The organism is Mesorhizobium qingshengii, from assembly GCF_900103325.1.
In the GTDB taxonomy this organism is placed as follows: Bacteria; Pseudomonadota; Alphaproteobacteria; order Rhizobiales; family Rhizobiaceae; genus Mesorhizobium; species Mesorhizobium qingshengii.
In genome coordinates, this window is sequence record NZ_FMXM01000009.1 from 51,860 (window position 1) to 78,857 (window position 26,998).

The 26,998-nt window shown below is 63.3% G+C and carries 24 protein-coding genes; 5 read left to right on the forward strand and 19 right to left on the reverse strand.

All coding sequences use genetic code 11. The annotated features are described in order from the left end of the window. Window positions 1–46 precede the first annotated feature (46 nt). Together BLS48_RS15890 and BLS48_RS15895 are read right to left on the reverse strand one after the other, a co-directional pair. On the reverse strand, window positions 47–829 hold the full coding sequence (locus BLS48_RS15890; RefSeq protein WP_091579032.1) for an SDR family NAD(P)-dependent oxidoreductase: 783 nt from the start codon (window positions 827–829) through the stop codon (window positions 47–49). 61 nt (window positions 830–890) lie between these two features. Then, complete coding sequence (locus BLS48_RS15895; protein WP_091579034.1) at window positions 891–1,328, reverse strand: DsrE family protein; 438 nt, start codon at window positions 1,326–1,328, stop codon at window positions 891–893. A 100-nt stretch (window positions 1,329–1,428) separates the two neighbouring features. Here BLS48_RS15895 and BLS48_RS15900 point away from each other — a divergent pair, with 100 nt between their 5' ends. After that, the gene (locus BLS48_RS15900) at window positions 1,429–2,538 is read left to right on the forward strand and encodes a hypothetical protein (protein WP_091579035.1); all 1,110 of its coding nucleotides are present in this window, start codon (window positions 1,429–1,431) and stop codon (window positions 2,536–2,538) included. 180 nt (window positions 2,539–2,718) lie between these two features. Here BLS48_RS15900 and BLS48_RS15905 read toward each other — a convergent pair whose 3' ends face one another. The 6 genes from BLS48_RS15905 to BLS48_RS15930 all read right to left on the reverse strand — a co-directional run bounded on the left by BLS48_RS15905 (window position 2,719) and on the right by BLS48_RS15930 (window position 10,378). Further along, window positions 2,719–3,666: a cation diffusion facilitator family transporter gene (locus BLS48_RS15905; RefSeq protein WP_091579037.1), complete on the reverse strand. Its 948-nt coding sequence runs from the start codon at window positions 3,664–3,666 to the stop codon at window positions 2,719–2,721. A 5-nt stretch (window positions 3,667–3,671) separates the two neighbouring features. Further along, complete coding sequence (locus BLS48_RS15910) at window positions 3,672–5,861, reverse strand: anthranilate synthase (RefSeq protein WP_091579431.1); 2,190 nt, start codon at window positions 5,859–5,861, stop codon at window positions 3,672–3,674. A gap of 247 nt (window positions 5,862–6,108) precedes the next feature. Next, window positions 6,109–7,164, reverse strand: a complete 1,056-nt coding sequence (locus tag BLS48_RS15915) for a M14 family metallopeptidase (protein WP_091579038.1) — start codon at window positions 7,162–7,164, stop codon at window positions 6,109–6,111. A gap of 86 nt (window positions 7,165–7,250) precedes the next feature. Next, window positions 7,251–8,429 (reverse strand): MFS transporter, encoded by a 1,179-nt coding sequence (locus BLS48_RS15920; protein ID WP_091579040.1) that lies wholly within the window; start codon window positions 8,427–8,429, stop codon window positions 7,251–7,253. A 114-nt stretch (window positions 8,430–8,543) separates the two neighbouring features. Then, entirely contained in the window at window positions 8,544–9,920 is a 1,377-nt protein-coding gene (locus BLS48_RS15925; RefSeq protein WP_091579041.1) for an FAD-containing oxidoreductase, read from the reverse strand. Then, the gene (locus BLS48_RS15930) at window positions 9,917–10,378 is read right to left on the reverse strand and encodes a DUF4126 domain-containing protein (RefSeq protein ID WP_091579043.1); all 462 of its coding nucleotides are present in this window, start codon (window positions 10,376–10,378) and stop codon (window positions 9,917–9,919) included. The genes BLS48_RS15925 and BLS48_RS15930 overlap by 4 nt, the downstream gene beginning before the upstream one ends. Before the next feature lie 184 nt (window positions 10,379–10,562). Between BLS48_RS15930 and BLS48_RS15935 the strand changes: the two genes are divergently transcribed. Beyond that, complete coding sequence (locus tag BLS48_RS15935) at window positions 10,563–11,120, forward strand: sugar O-acetyltransferase (RefSeq protein WP_091579044.1); 558 nt, start codon at window positions 10,563–10,565, stop codon at window positions 11,118–11,120. 5 nt (window positions 11,121–11,125) lie between these two features. Here the strand turns inward: BLS48_RS15935 and BLS48_RS15940 are convergent, their stop codons facing one another. Continuing rightward, window positions 11,126–12,121: a GlxA family transcriptional regulator gene (locus tag BLS48_RS15940; RefSeq protein WP_091579046.1), complete on the reverse strand. Its 996-nt coding sequence runs from the start codon at window positions 12,119–12,121 to the stop codon at window positions 11,126–11,128. Window positions 12,122–12,248: 127 nt separating this feature from the next. Between BLS48_RS15940 and BLS48_RS15945 the strand changes: the two genes are divergently transcribed. Further along, a complete protein-coding gene (locus tag BLS48_RS15945; RefSeq protein ID WP_091579434.1) occupies window positions 12,249–12,893 on the forward strand; it encodes a cysteine hydrolase family protein in 645 nt (214 codons plus the stop codon). Window positions 12,894–12,958: 65 nt separating this feature from the next. Here BLS48_RS15945 and BLS48_RS15950 read toward each other — a convergent pair whose 3' ends face one another. The 9 genes from BLS48_RS15950 to BLS48_RS15990 all read right to left on the reverse strand — a co-directional run bounded on the left by BLS48_RS15950 (window position 12,959) and on the right by BLS48_RS15990 (window position 24,191). Then, a complete protein-coding gene (locus tag BLS48_RS15950; protein ID WP_091579048.1) occupies window positions 12,959–14,638 on the reverse strand; it encodes a formate--tetrahydrofolate ligase in 1,680 nt (559 codons plus the stop codon). A 416-nt stretch (window positions 14,639–15,054) separates the two neighbouring features. Then, window positions 15,055–16,179: a DUF2333 family protein gene (locus BLS48_RS15955; RefSeq protein WP_091579049.1), complete on the reverse strand. Its 1,125-nt coding sequence runs from the start codon at window positions 16,177–16,179 to the stop codon at window positions 15,055–15,057. A 104-nt stretch (window positions 16,180–16,283) separates the two neighbouring features. Beyond that, window positions 16,284–17,585 carry a DUF6638 family protein gene (locus BLS48_RS15960; protein ID WP_091579051.1) on the reverse strand — a complete coding sequence of 434 codons (1,302 nt, stop codon included), beginning with the start codon at window positions 17,583–17,585 and terminating at the stop codon, window positions 16,284–16,286. Between the two features lie 109 nt (window positions 17,586–17,694). Then, entirely contained in the window at window positions 17,695–18,111 is a 417-nt protein-coding gene (locus tag BLS48_RS15965; protein WP_091579052.1) for an endonuclease domain-containing protein, read from the reverse strand. 131 nt (window positions 18,112–18,242) lie between these two features. Beyond that, window positions 18,243–20,153, reverse strand: a complete 1,911-nt coding sequence (locus tag BLS48_RS15970; protein ID WP_091579054.1) for an AAA family ATPase — start codon at window positions 20,151–20,153, stop codon at window positions 18,243–18,245. Window positions 20,154–20,177: 24 nt separating this feature from the next. Then, window positions 20,178–21,323: a hypothetical protein gene (locus BLS48_RS15975; protein ID WP_091579056.1), complete on the reverse strand. Its 1,146-nt coding sequence runs from the start codon at window positions 21,321–21,323 to the stop codon at window positions 20,178–20,180. 40 nt (window positions 21,324–21,363) lie between these two features. Then, a complete protein-coding gene (locus tag BLS48_RS15980; RefSeq protein WP_091579437.1) occupies window positions 21,364–22,452 on the reverse strand; it encodes a hypothetical protein in 1,089 nt (362 codons plus the stop codon). Between the two features lie 331 nt (window positions 22,453–22,783). Next, complete coding sequence (locus tag BLS48_RS15985) at window positions 22,784–23,173, reverse strand: c-type cytochrome (protein ID WP_091579058.1); 390 nt, start codon at window positions 23,171–23,173, stop codon at window positions 22,784–22,786. 160 nt (window positions 23,174–23,333) lie between these two features. Next, window positions 23,334–24,191, reverse strand: a complete 858-nt coding sequence (locus tag BLS48_RS15990; protein ID WP_091579060.1) for a LysR substrate-binding domain-containing protein — start codon at window positions 24,189–24,191, stop codon at window positions 23,334–23,336. Window positions 24,192–24,291: 100 nt separating this feature from the next. Between BLS48_RS15990 and BLS48_RS15995 the strand changes: the two genes are divergently transcribed. Next, entirely contained in the window at window positions 24,292–25,188 is an 897-nt protein-coding gene (locus tag BLS48_RS15995; protein WP_091579062.1) for a DMT family transporter, read from the forward strand. Between the two features lie 6 nt (window positions 25,189–25,194). On the opposite strand, the gene BLS48_RS16000 is transcribed toward BLS48_RS15995, so the two are convergent. Then, window positions 25,195–25,806 carry a thymidine kinase gene (locus BLS48_RS16000; RefSeq protein ID WP_091579063.1) on the reverse strand — a complete coding sequence of 204 codons (612 nt, stop codon included), beginning with the start codon at window positions 25,804–25,806 and terminating at the stop codon, window positions 25,195–25,197. Between the two features lie 239 nt (window positions 25,807–26,045). Here BLS48_RS16000 and BLS48_RS16005 point away from each other — a divergent pair, with 239 nt between their 5' ends. Next, window positions 26,046–26,981, forward strand: a complete 936-nt coding sequence (locus tag BLS48_RS16005) for a choline ABC transporter substrate-binding protein (protein ID WP_091579065.1) — start codon at window positions 26,046–26,048, stop codon at window positions 26,979–26,981. Window positions 26,982–26,998 lie beyond the last annotated feature (17 nt).

Consider the following 26,998-nt stretch of genomic DNA (forward strand, 5'->3'; position numbering starts at 1 on the left):
AGGTTTTCGACAAGAATATGCAGATCGCCAGTATGCAGGCCGCCGCTCAAGGCATCAACTGGCCGCCGTTCACCTCGATCACCTGGCCGATGATATAGCCGCTCAGAAGATCGGAAGAGAGGAACAGATAGGCGCCGACGCAATCCTGCGCGGTGCCGGCGCGCCCCTGGGGAATGGTGGCGACCATGCCCCTTATCTGCTCCTCGGTCGAATAGCGCTCATGGAAGGGTGTGAGTATGACGCCCGGCGCCACCGCATTGACGCGGATGCCGAAGCCGATCAGTTCCTTGGCCATGCCGCGCGTGACATTGGAGACGAACGCCTTGGCCGAACCATACAGCCCGGCGCCGCCGGCGGCGCCGTTGCGGGCGGCGATCGACGATGTGTTGATGATGAAGCCGCCCTGTTTCTTCAGCCATGGGATCGCCTTGCGCGAGGCCGTCAGCACCGAACGCGCATTGAGGTCCATCACCGCGTCGTAATGCGCTTCGGTCTGCTCGGCGTAGGGCACGCGGCCAAGCATGCCGCCGGCGTTGTTGACCAGCCCATCGAGGCGGCCGAAATGCCGCGCGCTGTCCTCGACGACGCGTTCGACATCGGAGGGAACGGAAAAGTCACCCTGGACGAGGAACACCTCGCCGCCCTTGTCGGCAATCGTCTTGCCAAGCTTCTCGGCGGCTTCGCGGCTCGAATTGTAGTGCAGCGCCACCCTGGATTTCTGCCCGGCATAGGCCAGCGCGAGTGCCGCCCCGATGCCGGTCGACGCACCGGTGACCAACACCGCCTTGCCGGCAAGATCGGGGATGCTGAGGGTGGTGGTGGCTGGCACGGCTGTTCCTCCGGGATGGTTGCCGTCCTTCGTAGGCCTTTGCCCCCCGGATGTTCAAGCCTCAGGGACGCAGATAGGCGTAGCCCTGGCCTTGCAGTTCGGCGAGCTTGACGACACCGCCCTTGTCGGCGGCATGGAAACCCGCGAGCAGGTCGGCGAGCGAAATGTCCATGCCTTGCATGGTGTTGGCGCAGGCCTGCGGCTCGAGCCCCTGCCGCACCAGGCCGGCGAAGCGGCCGGAGACCGCGGCCGATATGCCTTTCGACTTGAAGGCGGCAAGGGCTGGACCATGCACGACCAGCACGATGTCGACATTGCCGCCTGTGCCATCATAGTGGTTCTTGATGTTGCCGAGCACGAAATTGACCTTGTCGAGATCGCTCAGGTGGTAGGCGACCTTCTGCCTGGCGGGCTCCGCGGCCGCTGCCTGCACCACGCGCAGGCCGAAAAACGCTCCGGTTCCGGCAAGAACCGCACGGAACATATCGCGCCGGCGCATCGCATCCTCCACCGCTTGGCGGCCACCGCAAATTGCGTGGCTGAGGCCGCAATACTAGCATAAAATGACGTTGCGTCCTGTCGATGCGAGGAGAGGTTACATGGCGTTAAGGGGATGGGCGTTTCCGGAGTGGAAGACAGTTGCCGGCGCCGGATTTGGCGCCGCGCTGCTTGGCGTGCTTGCCGGATCGGCCTTGGCCGATGATGCGCTCAAGCTCACCGAACTCAGCCCGAACGGCGCCGATGCCTGTTTCGGCCGTGTCTATGATGCCGCCCATCTGAAGGCACACCCGAAGCAGAAGGTGGCGCGGATCTTCTTCTACTACGGCCATGATCCGGTCAGCCGTCCGAACGAGGAACCGGCCCCTTCCGACACGTCCTACAATGCCTTCATCACCACCACCGTGCGCGGCGCCAAGGCGCCGCAATGGGCTGGGGGCTGGTGCAACCACGAGTCCGAGGACGGCAAGACCGGTCCCATCCATTGCGGCATGGACTGCGACCGCACGCTTGCGTCGCTGAAGGTCGACGACAAGGGACGGCTGATCCTGTCGGACCTGCAGCCCGATGTCTATCTCGACGCCGGTTCGGAAGAGGAACTCGGCACGGCCGAATATGACAGGCAGGCGCTGGGCAAGGAGGACGACAATTTCCGCCTTGACCCGATGCCGGCCGCGACCTGCAAGGCGGAGTTCGCGCGCATCGATCCGATCGACCCGGCGCTCGGGCCCCCGCTGCGCGAGCGGCTGAAGCCCGACCAGGCGTTCTGCTACGGCCGCGACTATGATGCAGCGCATCTCAGTTCGCATCCCAACCAGCTGACGCAGTCGATCCGGGTTTCCCGCGGGCCGGTGGAACTGGCGTCCTTCGCCTCGGGTGGCGATGCCGCCAACTGGCCCGACGGCGCCGATATCGCCGTTTCGGTCACTACGCGGCAGAAATCGGCTAAGGTCACGCAGACCTATTCCTGCCAGGGCGAGGCCGACCAGTGGCGCTGCACGGCAAGTTCGAAGATGAGCGATTTCTCCTGCGACATCGCGCAGAAGGAGATTTTCCTCAAACGCGGCGCCGACGGCACGATGATGCTGGCCAATCCCAACAGCAGCCTGGCGATCGTCGATCTATGTTCGAAGGCCGCCGACGGCAAGACGAAATCCGACGACAAGGTCTACCGGCTGCAGCCGATGCCGCAATCGGCCTGCGCGCCTTGAGGCCTGCCGATATTCAGGTGATGCCGGCCTGCGAACGGCGGCTTCCTGCCCTTCCAGTTCTACTGCGTCGCAGTAGAACCGAGCTCACGTACTTTATGTATGCTCCGCTCCGGTTCTCGGATGCCACCATTCTCGGCTCGGCCTGACCTGAATCTCGCCAGCCCTCAGGCTAGCGCAAGACTATGCGAAGGGCACCGCCGTCGTGCCCTTGGGAAGCTTCGCCTCATCGTCGGGCTCGACATGGATGGTGACGCGGACCGAGGGGATCTCGGCCTTCAGCGCATCCTCGATGCGGTCGCAGATGACATGGCTGGCGCCGACCGTCATGTCGGCATCGACGACCAGATGGAACTCGATGAAGGTGGCGCGGCCGGCGATGCGCGTCTTCAGGTCGTGCACCTCGAGCGCGCCCTTGCAATTGGCCGAGATGACGTCACGGATGCGCATGTGCGCCTGCGTGTCGACGGCGCGGTCCATCAAGCCGTTCATCGACGAGCCGATGACGTGCCAGCCCTGCCACAGGATGTTCAGCGCCACGATGACGGCGAGTGCCGGATCGAGGATCTGCCAGCCGGTCAATATCGCCCCGACCAGACCGCCAAAGACGCCGATCGAGGTGACGACGTCGGTCATGATGTGATTGCCGTCGGCGACCAGCGCCGGCGATTTCTCCGCCCTGCCGGCGCGGATCAGCGTCCAGGCCCAGAAGGCGTTGATGACGGTGGCGACGCCGTTGATGGCAAGGCCTTTCCAGGGCTGGTCGAGCGGCGCGGGCGCCTGCCAGGAGCGCCAGACCTCATTGAGGATCAAAAGGGCGGCGAGCACGATCAGCACGCCTTCCAAAACCGCCGAAAAGTATTCCGCCTTGTGGTGGCCGAAGGGATGATCCTGGTCGGCCGGCTTGTAGCTGACCTGGATCGCCCAGAAGGCGGCGACCGAGGCAATGACGTTGACGATCGATTCCAGCGCGTCCGAATAGAGCGCGACGGAGCCGGTGACGTACCAGGCGGCAAGCTTCAGGCCGAGCACGACAAAGGCGACCACGATCGACCAGAAGGCAAGGTTGGCGACCTTGCGCCTAGCTGCGGCCTTGGCCGCGATCGCCATCGTGCTTTCGGTTTCGGCCATCGAGGTCAGGCGGCCTTTTCCTTGGCCTTGCGCGGCAGATGGGCGACGATGTTCTCGATGATGCGCATGCCGGCATTGTGGCCGAGCGTCATGATCGATTCCGGGTGGAACTGTACCGCGGCGATTGGCTCCTTTCGGTGCTCGAAAGCCATGATGATGCCGTCCTCGGTCTCGGCCGTGACGATGAAATCGTCGGGCAGGCGCACCGGATCGGCGAAGATCGAGTGGTAGCGGCCGACGGTGACTTCCTTGGGCAGGCCGGAGAAGATGATGCCCGGCTTGGAGACGCGGATGCGTGACGGCTTGCCGTGCATCGGTATGTGCAGTTGCCTGAGTTCACCGCCATAGGCCTCGGCCAGGGCCTGCAGGCCAAGGCAGACGCCGAAGATCGGCAGGTCGCGGGCACGCGCCTTCTTGATGGTGGCGGCGCAGTCGAAGTCCTTCGGTGTGCCGGGGCCTGGCGACAGCACGACGAGATCGGGCTTCAGCCGGTCGAAGACCTCCTCCGGAACCGGGGAGCGCACGGTCGAGACATTGGCGCCGGTCTGGCGGAAATAGTTGGCCAGCGTGTGGACGAAACTGTCCTCGTGGTCGACGAGCAGGATGTTGACGCCGTCGCCGACGCGCGCGGTGGTGCGCTCGGTGCTGGCGGAATTGCCTGCTTTGGCGTCGCGGATGGCGGAGAGCATGGCGGATGCCTTCAGTTCGGTTTCGGCTTCTTCTTCCTCGGGAATGCTGTCGAAGAGCAATGTGGCGCCGGCGCGCACTTCGGCGATGCCGTCCTTGATGCGAATGGTGCGAAGGGTGAGGCCCGTGTTCATGTCGCCGTTGAAGTTGACCATGCCGATCGCGCCGCCATACCAGGCGCGCGGGCTCTTCTCGTTCTGCTCGATGAAGCGCATGGCCCAAAGCTTCGGCGCGCCGGTGACGGTGACCGCCCAGGCGTGCGACAGGAAGGCGTCGAAGGCATCCATGCCTTCGCGCAGGCGGCCTTCGATGTGGTCCACGGTGTGGATCAGGCGCGAATACATCTCGATCTGGCGGCGGCCGATGACGCGCACCGAACCCGGCTCGCAGACGCGCGACTTGTCGTTGCGATCGACGTCCGAGCACATGGTGAGCTCGGATTCGTCCTTCTTCGAGTTGAGCAACTTCAGGATCTGCTCTGAGTCGGAGATGGCATCGTCGCCGCGCTTGATGGTGCCCGAGATCGGACAGGTCTCGACACGGCGGCCATTGACGCGCACGAACATTTCCGGCGAGGCGCCGATCAGATATTCGCCTTCGCCCAGATTGATGAAGAAGGAATAGGGCGAGGGGTTGATCGACTTCAGCTTGCGCGAAATCTCGGACGGCTGCGTCTCGCAACGCTCGTAGAACATCTGGCCGGGCACGACCTCGAACAGGTCGCCGCGCTTGAAGCTCTCCATGGCGCGGCGCACCAGGTTGGCATATTCGCCCGGCTCATGGTCGCCGCGCGGCGGGATGCGGTCGGCGATCTTGAACGGCTCGGCGATTTCGTCGCGCGGCAGCCCTTCGGTCGAAAAACCTTCGCCCGCATAGTCGTAACGATCGGTCCAGGCCTTGGCCGAATAGTGGTCGACGACCAGGATCTCGTCGGGCAGGAACAGCACGAGGTCGCGCTGGCTTTGCTTGCGCTCGAGCTTGTAGTCGACCGGGTCGAACTGGAAGGCGAGGTCGTAGCCGAAGGCGCCGTAGAGACCAAGGTTGGCGTCTTCCTCGGTCTTGAACAGGGCAGTGATGGCGCGCAGCACGGTGAAGACGGAGGGAACACGGCTGCGCTCCTCCTCGGTGAAGACACGGCCGGGTTTGGCGACGTCGAGGCGGATCAGTTTCTTCGATGTCTCGGCGATGGTGACATCGGCCAGACTTTCCAGCGCCTGGCCGATGACCGGCAACAGCACCTCGCCACGGCTGTTCAACGCCTCGATACGCATGGCGCGACCGCGCGCCGAGATGACCAGCGGCGGATCGATGATGGCCGTGTCCCAGCGCGTGTAGCGGCCGGGATATTCGTAGTTCGAGGAAAACACCGCGCCCCGGCGCGAATTCAAGCCGTCGACATAGCTGTCGATCGCGCCCTCATAAGGCCGGTCGTGGCGCTCGCGGGTGATGGTTATGCCACCCGCCGTCACGAAGCTCTCAGCGCCGTTTTCCAGAACCTTCATCGTCATTGCCGTCTCCATCAGCGTCTTGGGTATGTCAGCTTCTTGGGGCAACGGACCCGGGAATGGCTTGAAAAAACAAATGGCCGCCCGGACTTTCCGTTGCGGCCACCCTCTATTTTCACGCGCACGCGTTCGAACAGGCCGCTGTCAGCAGGCCCACCACCAAATGGTCTTGGTCGAACGCATGTTCATGAAGATTCCCATAGCGGCGATTGACCAGCCGCGCAACTGGATTCCATGAAGGTGGTGAAGTTCAGTCCTCCAGCGTGCCGGACCTTGCGTCGGCGCTCTTCCTGTTGCCGACCAGTTTCAAGAGGTCCTCGCCGGCGCGGATGATGCGGCGCGAGCGGCGCGTCAGGATGAGTCCGTCCTGAGGCGCGAACACCTCCGTGCTACCGTCGGCTTCGCCCGGCGCATGGACGATGGTGGCCAGCCGCGTGCCCCTGGCGACGCGGTCGCCGGGCTTTACGTCGTAGAGCACCGCGCCGGCCCGGGGTGAGGGCATCATGTCGATGTTCTCCAGCGGGGCAACGACGCCGGTGAAGGGGCCGGGCGCGGGCAAGGCGCTATCGACGATCACGCCACGCGCCACCAGCAGCCGGTAGAGCCCGTCGGCGTCGGCGGCGGCGAGGGCGCCATCGACATCGAGGATGCCGCGATATTCGACCGTGGTGGCGACGCGACGGTCGAGCTTGGCCACATCGGCGGGAACGTTCTGGTAGGGCATGATCGAGGCGCCTTCGAAGGTGCCGTCGGTGTCTTCGCTCCACAGCACCACTGCATCGACGCCCATGGCGGCGGCGCAATCGGCTATGGCCGGCCACAGGCTGGTGTGGACGTAGAGATAGGCGAGACCTTCGTCGTCGCAATGCAGGTCGAGCACGATGTCGTGGCCGAGCGAAAGCTGCAGCAACCGGGTCTTCAGCCGCTGGTCGGCCGAACCAAGGGCGGCGTTGGGCAAAAGCGCGGTATCGGGCGCGGCGAGCAGCGGAAAGCCGCGGTTGAAGTTGGCGCGGGTGCCCAGATGAAAGCGGCCCTGGTGTTCGCCGAAATGATATTGCGCCCGGCCGATCGGGTTGGCCCAGGGCACGATGGTGATGTTGCCCTTGATGCGGCCCTCGGCCTCGGCCCTGTTGAGCATCGGCATCAGCGCGTCGATCGCGACGACGCCCGGCAACTCGCCGGCATGGAGTGCGGCCTGCAGATAGGCGGATGGGGCGGCCTTGTCGGCGCCGCCAAAGCGGAACACCGGGAATTCGTAGGAAACGCCTTCGCTTTCGCCGGCGATGCGTTCGATCGATTTCTGCATGGGATGTCTCCGAAAAGTCAGCGGAAGACATGCATCTTTGTTGCTAGGCTGTCGATTGGTCCAGCATCCGGCGCGATGGGCGCAAGCTACTCGGCAGGGGCCTGAAGGGTCGCAACGGATGCCGACCGGTCGAGCGCCTGCGACAGCACCGCGACGGCAACCGCCAGCAGGGCCAGGGCCGCGCCGACCAGCGGCAGGTTGGCATAGGAAACGCCGGCGGAAAGGGCCAGGCCGCCAATCCACGCGCCACTGGCGTTGCCGACATTGAAGGCGCCCTGGTTCAGCGTCGCGGCAAGGTTCGGTCCCTCGGAAGCCGCCTCGACGACGCGGATCTGCAGTGGCGGCACGACGACGAAGATCAGCAGGCCCCACAGGAAGACGATGCCGATGGCGACGCTGGCCATGGCGCCGAACTGCATGAAGCCGACAAACAGCAGCGCCAGCAACAGCAGCGTGCCGATGACCGTCGGCATCAGCTTCCAGTCGGCCAGCCTGCCGCCGATAATGTTGCCGATGGTCATGCCGGCGCCGAACAGCAGCAGCACCCAGGTGACCGCCGAGGTGGACAGGCCGGACACGTCGGTCAGATAGGGCTTGATGTAGGTGAAGACTGCAAACAGGCTGGCCGAGGCAAGGGCCGCGATCAGCATCGCCAACCAGACCTGCAGCTTGCCAAGCACGCGCAACTCGCCGCGCAGTCCGCCACCGCTCGGCTCGGTTACGTCGGATGGCACCAGCCAGGCGATGGCAGCGACAGAGATCAGGCCGATGCCGACCACGGCCACGAAGGTGGCGCGCCAGCCGAAGGCTTCGCCAAGCGCGGTGCCGGCGGGAACGCCGAGGATGTTGGAAAGCGTCAGTCCGGCAAACATCAGCGCCATGGCGCTGGCGCGCTTGTTGCGTGGCACCAGGCTGGCGGCGACGACCGAGCCGATGCCGAAGAAGGCGCCGTGGCCGAAGGCGGTGAAGACGCGCGCGGCCATCAGCGTCCAATAGTCAGGTGCGATGGCGCAGAACAGATTGCCGACGACGAACGAAGCGGTCAGCCCGACCAGCACAGGCTTGCGCGGCAAATGCGCCGTGGCCATGGCGACGACAGGCGCGCCGAAGACGACGCCGAGCGCATATCCGGTGACCAGCAGGCCCGCCGAAGGGATGGACACGCCAAGGTCGGCGGCGACCTCCGGCAGCAAGCCCATGATGACGAATTCGGTGGTGCCGATGCAGAAGGACGCAATGGCAAGCGCAAGAATCGGCAAGGGCATGGGGCGTCCAGACTGAATCGGTTCAAATGGAGACTGCGCGGAGGAGGATGCCGTGCGCAAGCGGCGTTGCTGCATTGCAGCAATGCAGAAAAGGAAGGGCTGGGCCGCAGGCCATCAGGCCAGCGGCGTCAGCTCCTGGGCGATGGTGGGCAGCAGTTCCGAGACATTGGGGTGGATGTGCACGGCGCGCGCCAGCGTGTCGACAGGCGTCTTGGCGTACATCAGGTCGAGCACGCAATGCACCGCCTCGTCGCCACCGGGGCCGAGCACTGAACAGCCAAGGATCTCCCGCGTATCGGCATCGACCAGGATCTTCATGAAGCCCTGCGTTTCGCCCTTTTCGACGGCGCGGCCAACGCGGGTCATCGGCCGCTGGCCAACCAGCGCGCGGCGGCCGGATTTCTTGACCGCTGCCTCGGTCATGCCGCAGCGGCCGAGCGGCGGATCGATGTAGAGCGCATAGGCCTCGATGCGATCGCTGACCTTGCGTGGATCATTGTCGAGCAGGTTGGCGGCGACGATCTCGTAGTCGTTGTAGGAGGTATGGGTGAAGGCGCCCTTGCCGTTGCAGTCGCCCATCGCCCAGATGCCGGGCACGCTGGTGCGCAACTGGTCGTCGACAGTGACGAAGCCGCGCTTGTCGACCTCGACGCCGGCCTTGTCGAGGCCGAGGTCGTCGGTGTTGGGAGTGCGCCCGAGCGCCAACAGCACATGCGAGCCGACCGCAGGCGCCTTGCCGGCGGAGAAGGTGACGGCGATGTCCTTGCCCTGTTTGGCGAAGCCGATGCCGTCGGCGCCGACATGGACGGATATGCCTTCGTTTTGGAGGATCGACAGTATGGCGGCGGAGACGTCCTCGTCCTCGCGGCCGGTCAGGCGCGGGCTCTTTTCGATGACGGTGACTTCGCTACCGAAGCGGCGGAACATCTGCGCGAATTCGAGCGAGATGTAGCTGCCGCCGACGACGATCAGATGGCGCGGCAACACGTCGAGATCCATCATCGAGGAATTGGTCAGGTAGTCGATGTCGTGGATGCCCGGCAAATCGGGCACCGAGGCGCGGCCGCCGGTGTTGAGGAAGATCTTCTCGGCGGTCAGCAGGTCGTCGCCGACGCGCACCGTGTTGGCGGATTCGAAGCGCGCATGGCCGCGATAGAGCGTGCATTTGTCCATGCCGGCGATCCAGGTTTCCAGCCCGGTGCGGGAGGCGCCCGAAACCTTGTCCTTGCGCGCCTTGATCGCCTTGTAGTCGACGCCGACAGGGCCACCGAGCGTCACGCCATAATCGGCGGCGCGGCGGGCGAGATGCGCGGCATAGGCGCTCGCCACCATCGTCTTGGTCGGAATGCAACCGGTGTTGACGCAGGTGCCGCCGACCAGCTTGCGCTCGATCAGCGCCACGCTCATGCCGGCTGCGTTCAGCCTGCCGGCGAGCGGTGTGCCGGCCTGGCCGGCGCCAATGATGATGGCGTCGAAGGTCTTCGCCGTCATGCGACCGCCGCTACGATCAGCAGACCGCCGATGATCGCCACCGCGTCCTCGATGAAGGCGGCGGGTGGATCCTTGCCGAAGCTTGCCGCCAGCCGGCCGCGCGCCTCGGCGCCGCCCAGCGTGCCGATGACAGCGCCGATGGCGCCGGCGATCAGGCCGCCGATGGTGGCGCCGCCAGTCGCGCCGATCACAGCGCCGGTAAAGGCGCCCATGATGATGCGTGCGCCGAACTGCTGCGGCACTTTGCGGCTCGGCGTCGACGGCAGTTGGTCGGTGACCAGCTCGACAATGGCCAGGATGGTGAAGATGCCGACAGCGGCCCAGTGACTCATGAAGCTCGCCCAGGTGCCGGCGACCGGCAGCCAACCGAGATAAGCGCCCCAGGCGACGGCGGCCGGCGCGGTCATGGCGCGAAGACCCGCAATGACGCCGATCAGGAGTGCGAGAATATACAACATGGTTGATCCCCTCGATCCCGGACCAGGACAGCCCGGCAAGAGCAGGCTAGCATAGGCTTTGGATTTGACCAGCGCATGACTGCGAAAATTGGAATGGATTCTGCGCTCGATGCCACAGTGACGCCGGCACTTTCCCGTTCATTGCAATTGTGCTTTGGCAATCACGTCAAATGGAGACACCGCCATGGCTGGAACCGAGCGCGTGAAAATGGCGACCGGGGAATGGTACACATGCCTCGATGACGAATTGGAGGCACTGCGCGTCTTAGCGCGCGACGCGGTTTTCGAGCACAATTCGCTGCCACCACGACAGCGCGGAAACCTCGGGCCGGGCCTGCAAGCCCTGCTCGGCAAGATGGGTGAGGGCGCTCGCATCGAGGCGCCTTTCCACTGCGCCTATGGCTTCAACATCTTTCTCGGCAACGGCGTCTTTCTCAATGCCGGTTGCACCATCCTCGACACGGCGACGGTGCGCATCGGCAACGGAACCCTGCTTGGCCCGAATGCGCAGATCTATTGCGCCGAGCATCACAGGGAGGCGACGGGCCGGCAAGCCGGGCTGGAAATCGCCAGGCCGGTCGACATCGGCGCCAATGCCTGGATCGGTGGCAGCGCCGTCATCCTCGGCGGCGTCAGCATCGGGGAGGGCGCCATCGTCGGTGCCGGTGCCATGGTGACGCGCGACGTGCCCGACAACACCACCGTGGTCGGTAATCCGGCACGGGCGATCAAGCGGAACTGAGCGGATCAGGACGAAAGGGCGTGCGCCATGCGCTCGTCCTGATCGGCGCGCTGCGAGAATTCGCGCCGGTACTGCGCCGGCGACGTCCTGAGCCGGGCGGCGAAATGCTGGCGCAGCGACGTGGCGCTGCCGAAGCCGGCCTCGAAGGCCACGATGTCCATCGATTTCTCCGTTGCCTCCAGCAGGCGCTGCGCCAGTTCGATCCGCTGGCTGGTCAGCCATTCGCCGAAACTGGTGCCGATCGATTTCTGGAAGCGGCGGGTGAAGGTCCGCCGTGTCAGGCCGGCGGCTTCGGCGACGCGGTTCAGGCTGTGCGTTTCGCCAAGCGTTGCGCGAACCGCGTCGAGGGCCTGGGTGAAACGGTCGGCGTCCGCGCTCCTCGCCACCGGGTGCTCGATGAATTGCGCCTGCCCGCCCTGCCGATGCGGGGACAGGACAATCTGGCGGGCGAGCCGAAGTGCGGCTTCCGCGCCGTAACGGGCGCGCACGATGTGGAGACAGCAGTCGAGGCCGGCGGCGACGCCGGCCGATGTCACGACGTCGCCATTGTCGACATAGAGCACCGAGGCATCGACAGCGATGTCGGGATGGAGTTTCTGCAGCTGCTCGGCATAGGCCCAGTGCGTCGCCGCACCGCGCCCGGAAAGCAGCCCCGCCGCGGCAATTGCAAAGGTTCCCAGACACAGGCCGACAATCAATGCGCCGCGCCGGTGCGCCTGGCGCAGCGCCTCCGTCAGCAGCGGTGCTGGCGGCTCGGCGAGATGGTGCCAGCTCGGGATGATGACGATGTCGGCGCCGTCGAACCCTTCGAGCCCATGCGGCGCGGCAACGGTCAATCCGGCTTCGGTATGGACCGGGCCGGCCTTGCCCGCGCAGATGCGGAAGTCGAAGCGCGGCAGGCCAAGTGCCGTCCTGTCCTCGCCGAACACCAGGCACGGCACGGAAAGATGGAACGGGCTGATGCCATCGAAGGCGAGGACGGCGATGATCGGGTCGGTCATGGGCGCTTCCAGCAATTGAATGCGGATTGTCCCAATTCTTTTGAATGATGTCAATCGGGACACTTTTGGTTGGCTGACGATCCGCCTATTTTCGACCCATCGCATTCAAGCCGGAAAGGAAAACACCATGTCTGACCCAGTCAACACCACACCGCGCCGGGCGCTGATCGTCGTCGATGTCCAGAACGACTATGACGGCGGCAACCTGGCCATCCAGCACCCGCCGTTTCGCGACAGCGTCGTCAATGTGGCGCGCGCCATGGACGCGGCGGCGGCGGCCGGCGTCAAGGTGGTGGTCGTCAAGCAGATGGCGCCCGAGACGTCGCCGATCTTCGCCAAGGGCAGCCATGGCGGCGAGCTGCATCCCGAGATCGCCAGGCGCGGCCGCGATCATTATGTCGAGAAGATGCTGCCCTCCGCCTTCACCGGCACCGACCTCGAGGACTGGCTGCGCGCCAACGCCATCGATACGATCACGGTCGTCGGCTACATGACGCACAATTGCGACCTGTCGACCATCATCCACGCGGTGCATATGGGCTTTGCGGTGGAATTCCTGTCCGACGCCACCGGCTCGGTGCCTTATGCCAACAGCGCCGGCTATGCCTCGGCCGAGGAGATCCACCGCGTGGTGACGATCATCCTGCAGTCGCGCTTCGCGGCCGTGCTGAAGACCGCCGAATGGGTCGAGTGCCTGAACACCGGCACCCCGCCGGAACGCGACACCATCTTCAGCTCCAACCAGCGGGCGCTGGCGCGCAACGCCGCATAGAGCCTCTGAAACAGGAAAGGCGCCGCATCGCTGCGGCGCCCTTTTGTTGTCGACACGGCAAGATCTCAGAACAGGCCTTCGATCTGACCGGCCTCGTTGAGGAAGATCTTCTCCGAGGACGGCGCCTTGGGCAGGCCGGGCATGGTCATGACCTCGCCGCAGATGATGACGACGAAACCGGCGCCGGCCGACAGCCTGACCTCGCGCACGGGCACGGTGTGGCCGGTCGGCGCGCCGCGCAGGTTCGGGTCGGTCGAGAAGGAGTACTGCGTCTTGGCCATGCAGACCGGCAGATTGCCATAGCCGGCTTCTTCCCAGGCCTTCAACTGGTCGCGCACCGACTTGTCGGCGATCGCCTCGGAGCCGCGATAGATGCGCTGGACGATAGTGTTGATCTTCTCGAACAGCGGCATGGCGTCGGGATAGAGCGGCGCGAACTGCGAGGCGCCGGATTCGGCCAGCGCCACCACCTTGTTGGCGAGATCCTCGATACCGGCCGAGCCCTTGGCCCAGTGCTTGCACAGGATCGCCTCCTCACCCATCGAGGCGACATAGTCCTTCATCGCCTGGATTTCGGCGTCGGTGTCGGAATAGAAGTGGTTGATGGCGACCACCGCCGGCACACCGAACTGGCGGATGTTCTCGATGTGGCGGCCAAGGTTGGCGCAGCCCTTCTTCACCGCCTCGACATTTTCCTTGCCGAGGTCTTCCTTCTTGACACCGCCATTCATCTTCATGGCGCGCACGGTGGCGACGATGACGGCCGCCGCCGGCTTGAGGCCCGCCTTGCGGCACTTGATGTCGAAGAACTTTTCAGCACCCAGGTCGGCGCCGAAGCCGGCTTCGGTGACGACATAGTCCGCCAATTTCAATGCCGTCGTGGTGGCGACGACCGAGTTGCAGCCATGCGCGATGTTGGCGAACGGGCCGCCATGCACAAAGGCCGGGTTGTTCTCCAGCGTCTGCACGAGGTTGGGCTGCATGGCGTCTTTCAGCAGCACGGCCATGGCGCCGTCGGCCTTGAGGTCGCGGGCGTAGACCGGCGACTTGTCGCGGCGATAGGCGACGATGATGTCACCGAGGCGCTTTTCGAGGTCCTTCAGGTCGGTGGACAGGCACAGGATGGCCATGACTTCCGAGGCGACGGTGATGTCGAAGCCAGCCTCGCGCGGGAAGCCGTTGGCGACGCCGCCGAGCGAGCAGATGATTTCGCGCAGCGCGCGGTCGTTCATGTCCATGACGCGACGCCAGACGACGCGGCGGGTGTCGATGCCGAGCTCATTGCCCCAGTAGATGTGGTTGTCGATCAGGGCCGACAAAAGGTTGTGCGCCGTGGTGATGGCGTGGAAGTCGCCGGTGAAGTGAAGGTTCATGTCCTCCATCGGCACAACCTGCGCATAACCGCCGCCGGCGGCACCGCCCTTGACGCCGAAATTCGGCCCGAGCGAGGCCTCGCGGATGCAGACGATCGCCTTCTTGCCGATGCGGTTCAGGCCGTCACCAAGGCCGACCGTGGTGGTCGTCTTGCCTTCGCCGGCAGGCGTCGGGTTGATGGCGGTAACGAGGATCAGCTTGCCGTCCTTGTTGCCCTTCACCGACTTGATGAACTCAGCGGAAATCTTGGCCTTGTCGTGGCCATAGGGCAGCAGATGTTCGGTCGGGATGCCGATCTTGGCGCCAATCTCCTGGATCTGCTTTTTCTTGGCGCCGCGCGCGATCTCGATGTCGGACTTCACTTCGGCCATGATGGCTTTCCTCTGGATTGGACGGTGGAGGGGACGGGTTTGATCTCTATCGCGAGCAGGTTGAAACCAGGCGCGGGCGCACAGGCATGTTCTAACCCTGTCGCTGCCGTGGCGTCAACTTGCATGCAACTATGTTTCCTGTGAAGAAAATTCCTCTGCGGCGGCCGACCTGCCATCGGTTCTTTCTGCTCCGCTTGCCGCGCCGTATAGAAGCCAGAGCAGAGGCGCTTCCGCCGTCTCAAAACAGCCGCACAATGCACGGAATGCGACAGAGGCGACGGCGCAAATTCGCCATCGCCCGAGCCTGAAGGGCATCGCGCTTGATCGGGTTCAGGCGATGCGCTTCAGGTCTTTGTTCTAGGCATGTCGCCCAAAGCCGAGGCCGCTTTGGGCGACATGCCTTGGGCTGTACAGCGTTACTGCATCAGGACGTTGCTGATTTCGACCATGTTGGAGCGCACCCTGAGCACGTAGAAGCCCATCGTCGTCAGGTGCGTCGGCAACAGCCAGCCATCCTCGCGGCCATTGGCGATGATGAAGGGCTGGATCTTCAGAGCCGAGACGAATTGCGAGTCCATCGTATCCCACAGGTTCTGCAGGTGCTTTTCCTTGATGACGTCCTCGAAATCGGCTTGGGCGCCTTTCATCAGGCCGTAATAGGCATAGAGCTGGCCATAGGCGAACCAGTAGCGGTCGTCGGCGCGGAAATCGAACCAGCCATTGTTGTGGTTCTCGGCGCGCTCCTTGAGGATCGCCGACGTCGAACCGATGTCCGACGAGATGCGATCGATATACTGCTTCAGATTGTCGGCGCGGGCATCGAAGGTGGCCTGGCAGGTGGCGAGCCGGGCGTTGAAGGAACGCAGCATGCGCACGGCGTCGCGATAATAGCTCGGCGTCGGCGTCTTGGGGCCGAACGGGTTCAGGCCGAAATACCAGGTCTCCTCGTCGAACTGCAGATTGCCGCGGGCATTCTGCAGATCGCTGTCGATCTGCGAGGTGGTGCGCACGCGGCCGAGATTGTCGGCAAGCTCGGTCGCCGTGCGCCGCACCGCCTGGTTGATGCCGCGCTGGAACGAAGCCTTGTTGTCCATCCACGGCGTGTGGTCCCAGTCGATGCCGAACAGGCCGACCTTGTAGAGGATCATCGACGAGATCCAGGCATTCTGGTTGACATTGAAGTCGGTGAGGTCGGCCGCCACCTGGGCGATGCCGGAGTTTCCGCAGGTCTTGGCGGTGTCGGTGCCGGCGCCGGCGGCGACTTGTTCGCCAGCGGAAATGTTGCGCTTCTCGAAGGTGTAAGTGTCGGGATAGTTCGGGTTGAAATTGTTCCACCACTGGGTGGCGTAGAAGAAATTGGCGTAGAGGCCGATCAGCACCAGCAGAGCCACGCCGACCGCGGCCTTCAGGATCCAGCCGCGCTGCGTGTACCAGCGCCCTGCCCACAGGAACGGCCACAGGACAACGCCGATGAGCAGGCCGATGCCGCGGCCGATCCACTGGAAAATCCGGGTGAAGAAGTTCACGATCGGATCAAGCATGGCGATGTCACCCCTCAAAGCATGATGCCAAAAAGTTGTAGACTTTCTGGATAACATCATGCGCCAAAACAACAAGTTAGAACGAAATGACGGCTCATTTCGTTCTAGTCAGTCAGGCCGTAGAGGCGTGTGCGAAACGCCACCTTGTCCTTCAAATATGTGGTTTTCAGAACGTCCACAACATGCGATCGCCAGGCGTCGCTGAAGCCGTCATAGTCCTTGTAGAAGCCCTGCTTGTTGAAGATGTAGCGTGAGACGAAGTCCGACGGCACGAAATCCGAGATCAGCCGGTTGGTCAGCCAGGCGTCAGGATGATCGGGCTTGGCGCGGACGACCAGGAAACGCTGCTGCGGGAAGACATCGTCGATCTTGAGGTGGCCAAGCTGGGCGATCTCGCGCTTGGCGGCGTTGAGGAAGGGAAAATTGCCGTCCCTGGTGATCAGGTCGGCATGGCTCTGGATCCAGGTCTGCAGCCAAACCTTGTCGACATCGGTCAGATTGCGGTCAGGTTCGGCGTCGCGGATCAACGCGCGCACCACCATCTCGGCACGGTGCTCGAGATAGCCCGATGCCTCGACCCAGGACGCGCGCGGCAGTTCGATGCGTCCGGTGGAGGCGAGGAACTTGAACACCTTGTCGGCATCGTTGATTGAGATATAGCTCACCTGCCACGGCCGCGAGCGGCGGAAGCCGGGGGCCGCCGGATCGCTGATCACCGTCGTCATATCCGGATCGACGAACACGTAGAGCCCGCCGAAATGGCTGGTCCAGTAGGCACTGTGGCGGAAGATGACCTGGTCCGGCACCAGCGCGTTCTCGCGGATGTCGCCGCAGACCTTGGCCAGTTCCACCATGCGGGTCAGCATGGCGTTGTCGCGCCAGGCGTCGGGCTCCTGCTTCAGCCGGTCGACGAGCTTGCCGAGTTCGGCGGCCTTGCCCAGCACGTCCTCCGCCGACAGCACCTTGAACTCGACCTGGTTGATCGACAACAGGTCCTCGATGTCGTTGACCTTGGGAACGGAATCCTCGATCTCGCCATAGATGACGTCCTTGATGGTCAGCGCGTCGATGGCGCGCTGGTTCTTGGACATGAACTCGAACATCAGTTGCGAGGTGTTGGAGAAAGCGGTGTGCACCACCGGCAGGTCGATCTGTGACGGCGTCAGGATGATGAAGCGGCGATTGACCTCGTTGGGATCGAGATAGTCAGGATCGCCGTATTCATCCGCCACCTCGGGCGAGAAGCCGGTGCGGTCGATCTGGAAGCTCTTCAGCCTGGTGGGCTCGAGGCCGAACGCGGCCAGCGCCTTGTTGTAGCGCAGGATGAGATGCGGCTCGTCGACCATCAGCAGCCGGCCATAGATCAGCTCGTTGTCGCGCAACAGGTCGGGTTTCTTGGTGGTCATGAGTGCAGTTCCAAAGCACGTTGCGGTGGAGGGCAGGACTCCAACGCTGACGCCCCCCTCTCCCCGTTCTTCACGGGGAGAGGGTAAGGGTGAGGGGCGGCGCGAACGATCAAGGACATGTCTCTCCATAGCCTTTGGCGGCAACAAATCGAAGCTCATGCGTCTCAATATGAGTTTCGAGGCGCCCCTCGATCGCAGCCAGTATCGTTTCGAGCACTTCTTCCCGGCTCTTCAAGACGTCGACATTCCAAAAACGGAGGACAGACCAACCGTTTGAAACCATGGAGCGATCCCTGGCCTCGTCATACTTGTTGTCGGCATGCTGACTACCATCGATCTCGACAACAAGCCGGCATTCCCTGCAGGCAAAATCGGCAAAATAGCTGCCTATTGGAAATTGCCGCACGAATTTATGACCGTTCAGTCTGCGGTCGCGCAGTTCAAGCCAAAGCGCGTTTTCAGCGTCATTGTCCGATTGACGCAGACGCCTCGCTCGACCCGTTGTCTCGATTTCCGGTCCACGCATGCGCTGCCCCTCACCCTTACCCTCTCCCCGTGAAGAACGGGGAGAGGGGGGCGTCAGCGTTGGCGCTTCGCCCGTCGGCATCGCAACTGCAACCTGTCCATTGGTGGCGAGGGTTCACAAGGGACGGAAACTCAAGCATTCCACAGCCCCTTCTTCTTCATTTCCTCCATTTCGCGCGCCGCCCGTTCGCGCAGGCGGGCGTCGCGCAGCAGCTTCTCCACCGCGGCGTCGTCGGACTTGTCGGAATAGCGGAACTCGCTGTCGGCGTAGCGGTTGATCTCCTGCATGACCATGTCCATCGAGAACGGGCCGCGCAGTTCCTCGATCATCGCCTTCTTCTCGTCGTAGCCCTTGTGCATGAAGGCTTCCGGCTTCTCGAACCAATCGTCGGGAAGCTCGATGTCCATGGCGCGCATCTTGATGGCGTCGGTGACATTCTTGATGGCGCGGCCGGTGAAGCGCGGCTCGGCATCCTTGATCAGGTGCAGATAAGTGCCGATGTCGGCCATCGATTTCGGCGCGCCGTTCTCCTTCATGTAGCGCTCATAGACCTTCATCAGCCCATCTTCCTGCGGCTTCTCATGCTCTTCATAGGCCTCGGTCACGGCGCGCTGGATCTCCTGCGCGGCGTAGAGCTTATGGTCGCCGAGCGGGATCTTGTGGTTCTTGCCGGCGAGCAACACGAAGATGTCGATGTAGTCATCGCGCGTCTGCGGACCGTCGACCAGCCAGCGGGCGCCGGCGCGCTGGCGCAGCGCGTCGTCGACATTTTCGGGGTAGTTGGAGAACATGCCGAACGAGCAGTTGCCGCGCACCACGGTTGCGGCACCGGCGAAGGCGTCCATCAAGACGCCGGTGATCTCCTGCTGGCCGGCCGAGGCGCGGTCGTCGGAGCGTCTGGCGGCCACCTGGTCGATGTCGTCGATGGTGCCGAAGCCGATGACGCGCGGGTTGAGCACATTGTTGATGAACTGGCGGCAGTTCTGGCCTGACTTGCCCTGATAGGACGAGATCTGGTCAACGCCGAAATTCTCGTAGGCGAAGGGATAACCGGCGACCTGGCAGTAACCGTTTACGAGACCGGCGATCATCTGGATCAGCGTCGTCTTGCCGGTGCCGGGCGCGCCATCGCCGATGAAGGTGAACAGGAAGCCGCCGAGCTCGACGAACGGGTTCAGCTCGTGCTCGAAATCGTAGGCCATCAGCATCTTGGCGAGCTTGACCGACTGGTATTTGGCGATGTGGTTGCCGACGACCTCTTCCGGCGTCTTGAAGGTCATCACCAGTGGCTTCGACCGCTTGCCCGGCGCGACGTCGAAACCGTCGAGGGTGAAATCGTCGACGTCGATGCGGATATGGGCGTTCTCGAACGGGCCGATGCCGTCGAAGCGGCCCTTGCGCGCCAGCAGGCCGTCGATGGCGACGCGGGCGAAGGCGCGTGCCCTGGTCATCAGGTCGGCGTCGTCGGAGGCTCCCGATATCGCCTTGTCGAGGCCGGCCAGGATCGACTTCACCGCATCCTGCGGCGTGTCGAACAGGAAGTCCGGCTCGGGACTATCGTTGGGCGCTTCGCCCTCGCTGTCGATCAGCTGGAACAGATAGGAGGCGAGGCTGAAGGCCGAAATGTAAGCCGAGGCTGACAGAAGTTTCTTGAAGGTGGACGCTTCGTCGCCTTCGAGCGGTGCGCGGGTGTTCTTTGCCTGCAGGCTTTCGAGGTCCGAGCCTTCGGCGAAGATGTCCGATATTGCGAGCGCGATGGCCGTGCCGCGCCGGGCGCGAAACAAAAGCGTGTGCTGGGGGATGGTCAGCAGCTGATCGTCGGGATGGACGGCACCGACGGTTTTCGACAGCTCGACCTCGCGCGTGCGGCGCACCGAGCCGACCGAGACGGTGGAGACGAAGCGGCGGTTGGTGCCGGCCAGCGCGGTGCCGGACTCGCGTGAGGGATCCTCCAGCACGACAATGCGAGTGATGAAGCTCTGCGCGGTGGCGCGATGCTTCTCGATCGCCGCTTCCGGAATGGTGGTCAGGCCGGTGTCCATGAAGGGTGCTCCGTGGTGTGACGGTCAGACGTCGCTGATGACCTGTCCGTTGGACAGGATATGGACCTTGTAGCCGGAAAAGATCTTCTGCGCCTCGCCGGCGGCATAGAGCGCCTGATAGGCCTCGTGCGGGATCAGTGCATGGTTTTCGTAGCTCGACACGCCCTGGCGCGCGGCCTCGAGGTCGTCGGTGTTGATGAAGAATTCCTGCGTCGTCTTCTCGCTCGAAAACAGCCCCTTGCGGCCGGGCTTCTCGCCCTTGGAATAGACCTCCTGGATGGTCCAGGTCAGGAGCCAGGCATTTTCCGGCTTGCGGACCTTGGCCAGAACCTCGGTCACCGTCGAGTTGTTCTCGGTAATCCCAGCCGAATAGAACGGGCCAAGCACGACGCGGCGCAGCTGCTTGGGATGCAACGGCTCGAAATCCTTGTCGAGGTTGACGGCAATGGTCGCCGGCGACAGCGTGTAGGCTGAGTTCTTCTCGGTGAAATCGTCGAAACGGTGGGCAAGCTCGGGATTAAGCAGGCCATCGACCGGCAGCGGAATGTCGACTGTCTCGTTGAGCTTGCCATTTCTGTCGACGAGCTGGCGGATCATCGCTTCGGAGGAGTCCTCGACCGTCACCATGTAGACCAGCGGCAGGTTGGCGCTGCCGTCGAACGTCGCCCAGTGGACGAGATAATAGGGCCGCGCCGTCTTCGGATTGACCGAGACCTTGGCCGTCTGCGCCAGCGTGAACGGGCCGAACGTGGTCTCGCTTTTCACGTCCTCGAGGTAGAGCCGCTCCGCCATCGACTTCTGCAGCGCCTCGGGGAATTCCTTGTGGCGCAGGATGAAGTCGGCCATTTCCTCGCGCAGCTCGCCGGCCAGCGGGATGTTGGCAAGCCGCGCGTCGGCCTGGCGGCGGTCGTTCTCCAGTTCCAGCAGGTTCTGGAAGACCGGGAAGCCGCTTTCGGCGCGCGAAATGCGGAACGTGTCCATGAAGCCCAGCCGGTTGCGCCAGCAGGAAAAGGACTTGTCGAGCCGGGCGATGTATTCGGCGACAATCTTGGCGACGATGCCATGCCGGTAGAGCGGCGAGCGGTCGTCGCGCATGAACACTTCGAGCCCGCTGAGTGCTGCCGTTATCGCCGAGAAATATCGCGCCGCCGCTTCGTTTTCGGGGGTCATGCTGTCAGCCCTGGGATTGTCGCACCGGTGCGTGCGGCAATTACTGCTGCACGTAGTTGGCCGAATTGTGCTTCTTCAGCACCTCGTCGAAGCGGCGGGCGAACGCATCGTCGGCCAGCTTCTTGCGGCGCTGGATGTCGGCGCTGGCGACCATGTTCTTCTCGTGCATCTCCAAGAGGTCGCCGATGTGCTTCTGCGAGGCAGCACCAATGCCGGCCATGGTTTCCTCGGCGGTGTTGTCGACCTGGCTGCCCAGCGTGTTGATCTTGTGGGCGACGTCCTGCTGGGCGGCGGTCTTCAGCGAATCTTCCAGCGCCTTATAGAGCACGATGCGCTGCTCGGTATCGATGGTCAGCTTGTTGATCAGCGTCGATTGCGCGGCGATCTGGTTGTTGAGCGAATCGACGAAGGTCTGGAACATCGAGGTGTAGCGCTCGAGCGTCTGGCTCTCGGCCAGCAGCTCCTGTTCCTTGGCCTGCTTCTCGTTGTATTCGGTGGCGAGCTTGGAGCGCTCGCCTTCGAGCTGCGTGCGGTCCTTCTGGCTGGTCGAGGCCGCGATCTTGTTCTCGATGTCGAGCAGCATCGGATTGAGTTCCTCGATGCGCTTCTGCACGGCTTCGAGGTTGGACATCGTGGTCTTGCGGCGCTCGATCACCTGCGACAGGCTGGCCTCGGAGGTCTTGTAGCGCTGGTCGAGAACCTCTTTCTGCGCCTTGAGGATGCCGACGATGGTGTCGGACTTGGCCAGCAGTTCCTGCAGATTGCCGGCCAGCGACATGTTGCGGACACGGTCGGTGCGCATGCGCTGCTTGCTCTGGCTGGAGAAGATGCCGATGAAACTCTCCCAGCCGGTGTAGTTCTTCATGCTCTCGAACTCGGCGCCGAAGACGTTGGTGGCATCCTCAAGCCCGATGATCAGGTCGGCGATGTTGCCTTCCATCACCTTCTGCTGCTTCAGCACGTCCTCGATGCGGGCATTCTCGATGTCGAAATTGGCGTCGCCGATCTTCTTGTCGGCGGTGGCGAGCGTATCCAGAACGGTACTGGACTGCTCGATCTTGGTGCGCATGTCCTGGACGACCTGCTTGGTCTTGGCAATTTCGGCATCGAAATTCTGCAATGTCGCCATTAGGGCCTCCCGCTTCGGCATCAGGTCGCTGGTTGCGAACAGCGGCGAATATATGTGGGGCATCCGGGGATTGAAAGACGCAAGACAGGGCCGGCCCGAAAACAAAAGAATTCGTCACGGTCTTGAAAGACAGTGAAGGCATGGTCATGGCGTGATTACCGCGTCGCGCGAGCGTAGTTCAGCTGTCATTGAACTTTCATGCCGGCAAAGCGACTGGGAAAGCGTTCAATCTCCGCCGATGCGGATGTCTCGAAATTCGACACAGCACTGAACCGGTCGAGGGCCTCGACAAACAGCTGGAGCGAGCACCGTCGCAAAGCGGCCGACGATGCTAGGGCTTCGGATCGGCCTTCAGATAGGCAATGACATTGGCGATGTCGTCGTCACTGGTCAGGCCGCCGAAGGCCATCTTGTTGCCAGGCACCTTCAGCTTCGGGGCCTTGAGATATTCGGCAAGGTTCGCCTCGTTCCAGACAAGGCCGGCGGCGCCGGCGCTCTTCATCGCCTCGGAGTAGTGGCCAAGGAAGCTCTCGGCGCTGCCGGCGGTGCGGCCGACGACACCCATCAGATGCGGGCCGACCTTGTCGCGATCGGTAGCCGCTTCGTGGCAGGCGATGCATCGGTTGAAGACGTGCTTGCCCAGCGCCGGGTCGCCTCCGGCATGGGCGGCAAGGGCACTGGCAAGGAGAAGGAGACCGGCAGGCGAAGCGGCTCGAAACATGGCTGACTCCGACGAGTTCTGGCTGGAACGAGATGACGCAAAATAGGACCGAGGCCTTAACAAACGCTGCATCGTGGCGGGATTGCGGAAGACGGGGCCAGCGCCTGATCTCGTATGCGCGGACGATGACCTCCGCAAGTCAGGCTTGGACCTCTGCGAGTCAGGCTTGCTGCGCCAGATCGCGGCGCAGGAAATCATTCAGCCGTTCGACCGCCGGCGTCGTCGACAGCGGGTTGCGCAGGATGCCGATTTCGAGATCGGGAAGCACGGGAAGCCCTTCATTGCCGCCGACGATGCGCAGCGAAGGCGGCACGCTGCGCTGAGCCAGGCCGGCAACCGCAAGCCCGGCTTGCACGACCGCGACAAGGCCAAGCAGGGAGGCGCTGGAATAGGTGCAGCGGTAGGACCGGTCGGCATCGCCAAGCGCCTGCAGGACATTCATCCTGGCGGCACAGCCAGGCTCGAACAAGGCGACGGGCAAGGGATCGCTCTCCCAGGCGACATGGTTGGGCGAGGCGACCCAGACGAAGCGTTCCAGGCGGATCACATCGAGCGCCTGCTCCGGCAGACGGGTGACGATCGCCAGGTCCAGCCGTCCCTCCGCCAGCGTCTTCACCAGCGCGGTCGATTGTTCGCAGATCAGTTCCACCGTCACCAGGGGATGCTCCGCCGCGAAGCGCGACAGCACCGGCGGCAAGAGGAACGCCGCATAGTCATCCGGTACGCCAAGGCGCACGCTGCCGGTTTCTTTCGGTCGGGTGACGCTTGCCCACGCCTCGTCCGAAAGCTTCAGCAGCCGACGGGCATAGATCAGGAAATCCTCGCCGATCGCATTGGGCGTGACCGTTCTCGGCCCCCGCACCAGCAGCTGGGTGCCGACCACCTCCTCCAGCCGCTGCATCTGCATGCTGACGGCCGACTGGCTGCGGCCGACGCGAGGCGCCGCATTGGAAAGGCTGCCGCTCTCGACGACGGCGACAAAGGTTTTCAGCAAATTGAGGTCAAGGGGAGCGGCCATGTTGCTATCAGCATATCGAATAGCTGGTCACAAATCTATTCGCTTGTTTGAAGGCTTTGTTGCTGTCCAGATAGCTATCCCAGCGCTGGAAAGACCAGGCATGACGGACACATCGAAAGCTCGCTTTCCAGCCGCTAGCCTTGCTCTGGCGATGGTGATTGCCGGTACGGTCGGCGCCTTCGTCACGGAATCGGGGCTGCATCCCGTGACCATCGTCTTCTGGCGTTGCGTGTTCGGCGCGGTATTTCTTTTCGTATGGTGCCTGCTGCGCGGTTATCTGCCGGATCGCACCCTGTCCTTGTCCCGCCTGGCGCTAGCCGCGCTTGCCGGCATCTGCATGGTGCTCAGTTGGACGGCCTTCTTCGCCGGCTTCACCATGACGTCGATCGCCACGACGACGATCGTCTACCATGTGCAGCCGTTCTTCGTGGTGCTGATCGGCGTGATCTTTCTCAAGGAGTGCATCTCGCTCGACCAGGTCCTGTGGATGCTGACGGCGTTTCTTGGCGTCGTGCTGGCCAGCGGCCTCACCATTTCGCACGGCCATGGCAACGCCAACTGGGCACTGGGCATTGGACTGACGCTGGGAGCGGCCATGCTCTATGCCGTGGCGACCATCCTGGCCAAAGGCCTTGGCCGGCAGCGTGCGGAAATCACCGTGCTTTGCCAGACCGTGGTGGGTGTCGTCATGCTCGCCCCGTTCGCGGCGGTTGGCCAGCACATCCCACTGGCGTCATGGGGTTGGCTGGCCGGCATCGGCGTCCTGCATACCGGCATTGCCTATGTGCTGATGAATTCAGCCTTTCCGCGCCTGACGACACCGGTGATCGGCGTCATCACCTTCATCTACCCGGTCGTTGCCATCATCATCGACTGGGCAATCTACGGGCATCCGCTTGGATTGGCACAGGCTGGCGGCATGGTGCTTATCGCGCTGGCAACACTTGGCGTGCGGCTTGGCTGGCGGTTTTCGAGATGGCATGTCTCGGCCGCGTGAGCTTGCTCAGGCCCCGACAAAGCCGATGAAGTCGTCGGGCGCCGCACGCCCCATCTCTTCTTCCCAGTGGCGGCGGCAGAGCGAGACGTAGACATCCTTGCCAATCGCCACCTGCTCGCCCTGCCGGGCGACCTTGCCGTCGGCGCCGAGGCGCACCACCATCGTCGCCTTGCGGCCGCAGCGGCAGATGGTGCGCACCTCGCGCAGATCGTCGGCGATGGCCAGCAGCGCGCGCGAGCCGGAAAACAGCTTGCCCTGGAAATCGGTGCGCAAGCCGTAGCACATGACCGGGATGTTCAGGCGGTCGGCGATGCGGGCGAGTTGCCAGACCTGCTCTTCCTCGAGGAATTGCGCCTCGTCGACGAAAACACAGTGCACCGTCGTATGCCCGTTGTGCTCGGCGACGCGGGCGAACAAATCGTCGCCGTCACGAAACATCTCGGCTTCCGTCTCCAGTCCGATACGCGACGAGATCAGGCCGCTATCTCCCTTGCGGTAGTGGCCGGCGACGAACAGCATCGTCGTCATGCCGCGCTCGCGATAATTGTACGACGCCTGCAGGAGCATCGTCGTCTTGCCGGCATTCATTGTCGCGTAGTGGAAGTAGAGCTTGGCCATGCCCGCCTTTTAAGCCGACTTGCCCCGGCGCGGGGAGGGGCGCCGTCGCATTCCCCCCAAAAAACACCACCCGCGCATTGCAAAAGCAGGAAGCGTGTCGCTGATTGGCCAGTCCGCGCCGTTGATCGTGATTGCCTTGACGCTTGAAACCGCACCAGAATGATGTTTGGCTGACGAAACAAGGCGGGCAGAGAAACCGTAATTACGCTTCGCCAAAGAATCACAATGGGAGAATATCTATGTCGCGTATGAATTCCTTCGTCGCCGGCCTTGGCCTGGCGGCTCTGTTGTCCACGAGTGTCGCCTATGCCGGGGATGCGGCAAGCTGCAAGACGGTGCGTCTCTCCGATGTCGGCTGGACCGACATCCAGGCGACGACCGGCATCGCTTCCGTGCTGCTCACCGCGCTTGGTTACGAGCCGAAGGTGATCCAGCTGTCGGTGCCGGTCACCATGGCGTCACTGAAGAACAAGGACCTCGACGTCTTCCTCGGCAACTGGATGCCGTCGATGACCAACGACATCAAGGACTACACCGCCGACGGTTCGGTCGAGACGATCAGCACGAACCTGACCGGCGCCGGCTACGGCATCGTCGTGCCGACCTATGTGGCGGACGCCGGCGTCAAGTCGCTGACCGACCTCGGCAAGTTCAAGGACAAGTTCAACGGCAAGATCTATGGCATCGAAGCCGGCAATGACGGCAACCGCATCATCCTCGACATGATCAAGAACCCGAAGGACAATCTCGAAGGCTTCGAGCTGGTCGAATCCTCCGAGGCCGGCATGCTGACGCAGGCCGAGCAGTCGATGAAGAACAATGAATGGATTGCCTTCCTCGGCTGGACGCCGCATCCGGTGATGGGCGCCATGAAGATCACCTATCTCGACGGCATGGGCGACAGCGGCTTCGGCGCCGCCACCGTGTTTACCAATGTGCGCAAGGGCTACACCACCGAATGCCCGAATGCCGGCAAGCTGATCGCCAATTTGAAGTTCAACCTGGATATGGAAGGCCAGATGATGGACGCGATCCTGAAGGGCGGTGATGCCACCACGGTTGCGACCGACTGGCTGAAGAAAAATCCGGGCGCGGTTGCACCCTGGATCGCCGGCGTGACCACCTTCGACGGCGGCGACGCTGCTGCGGCGATCAAGACCGCGCTTGGAAGCTGAGCCAACTGAATTCGGCA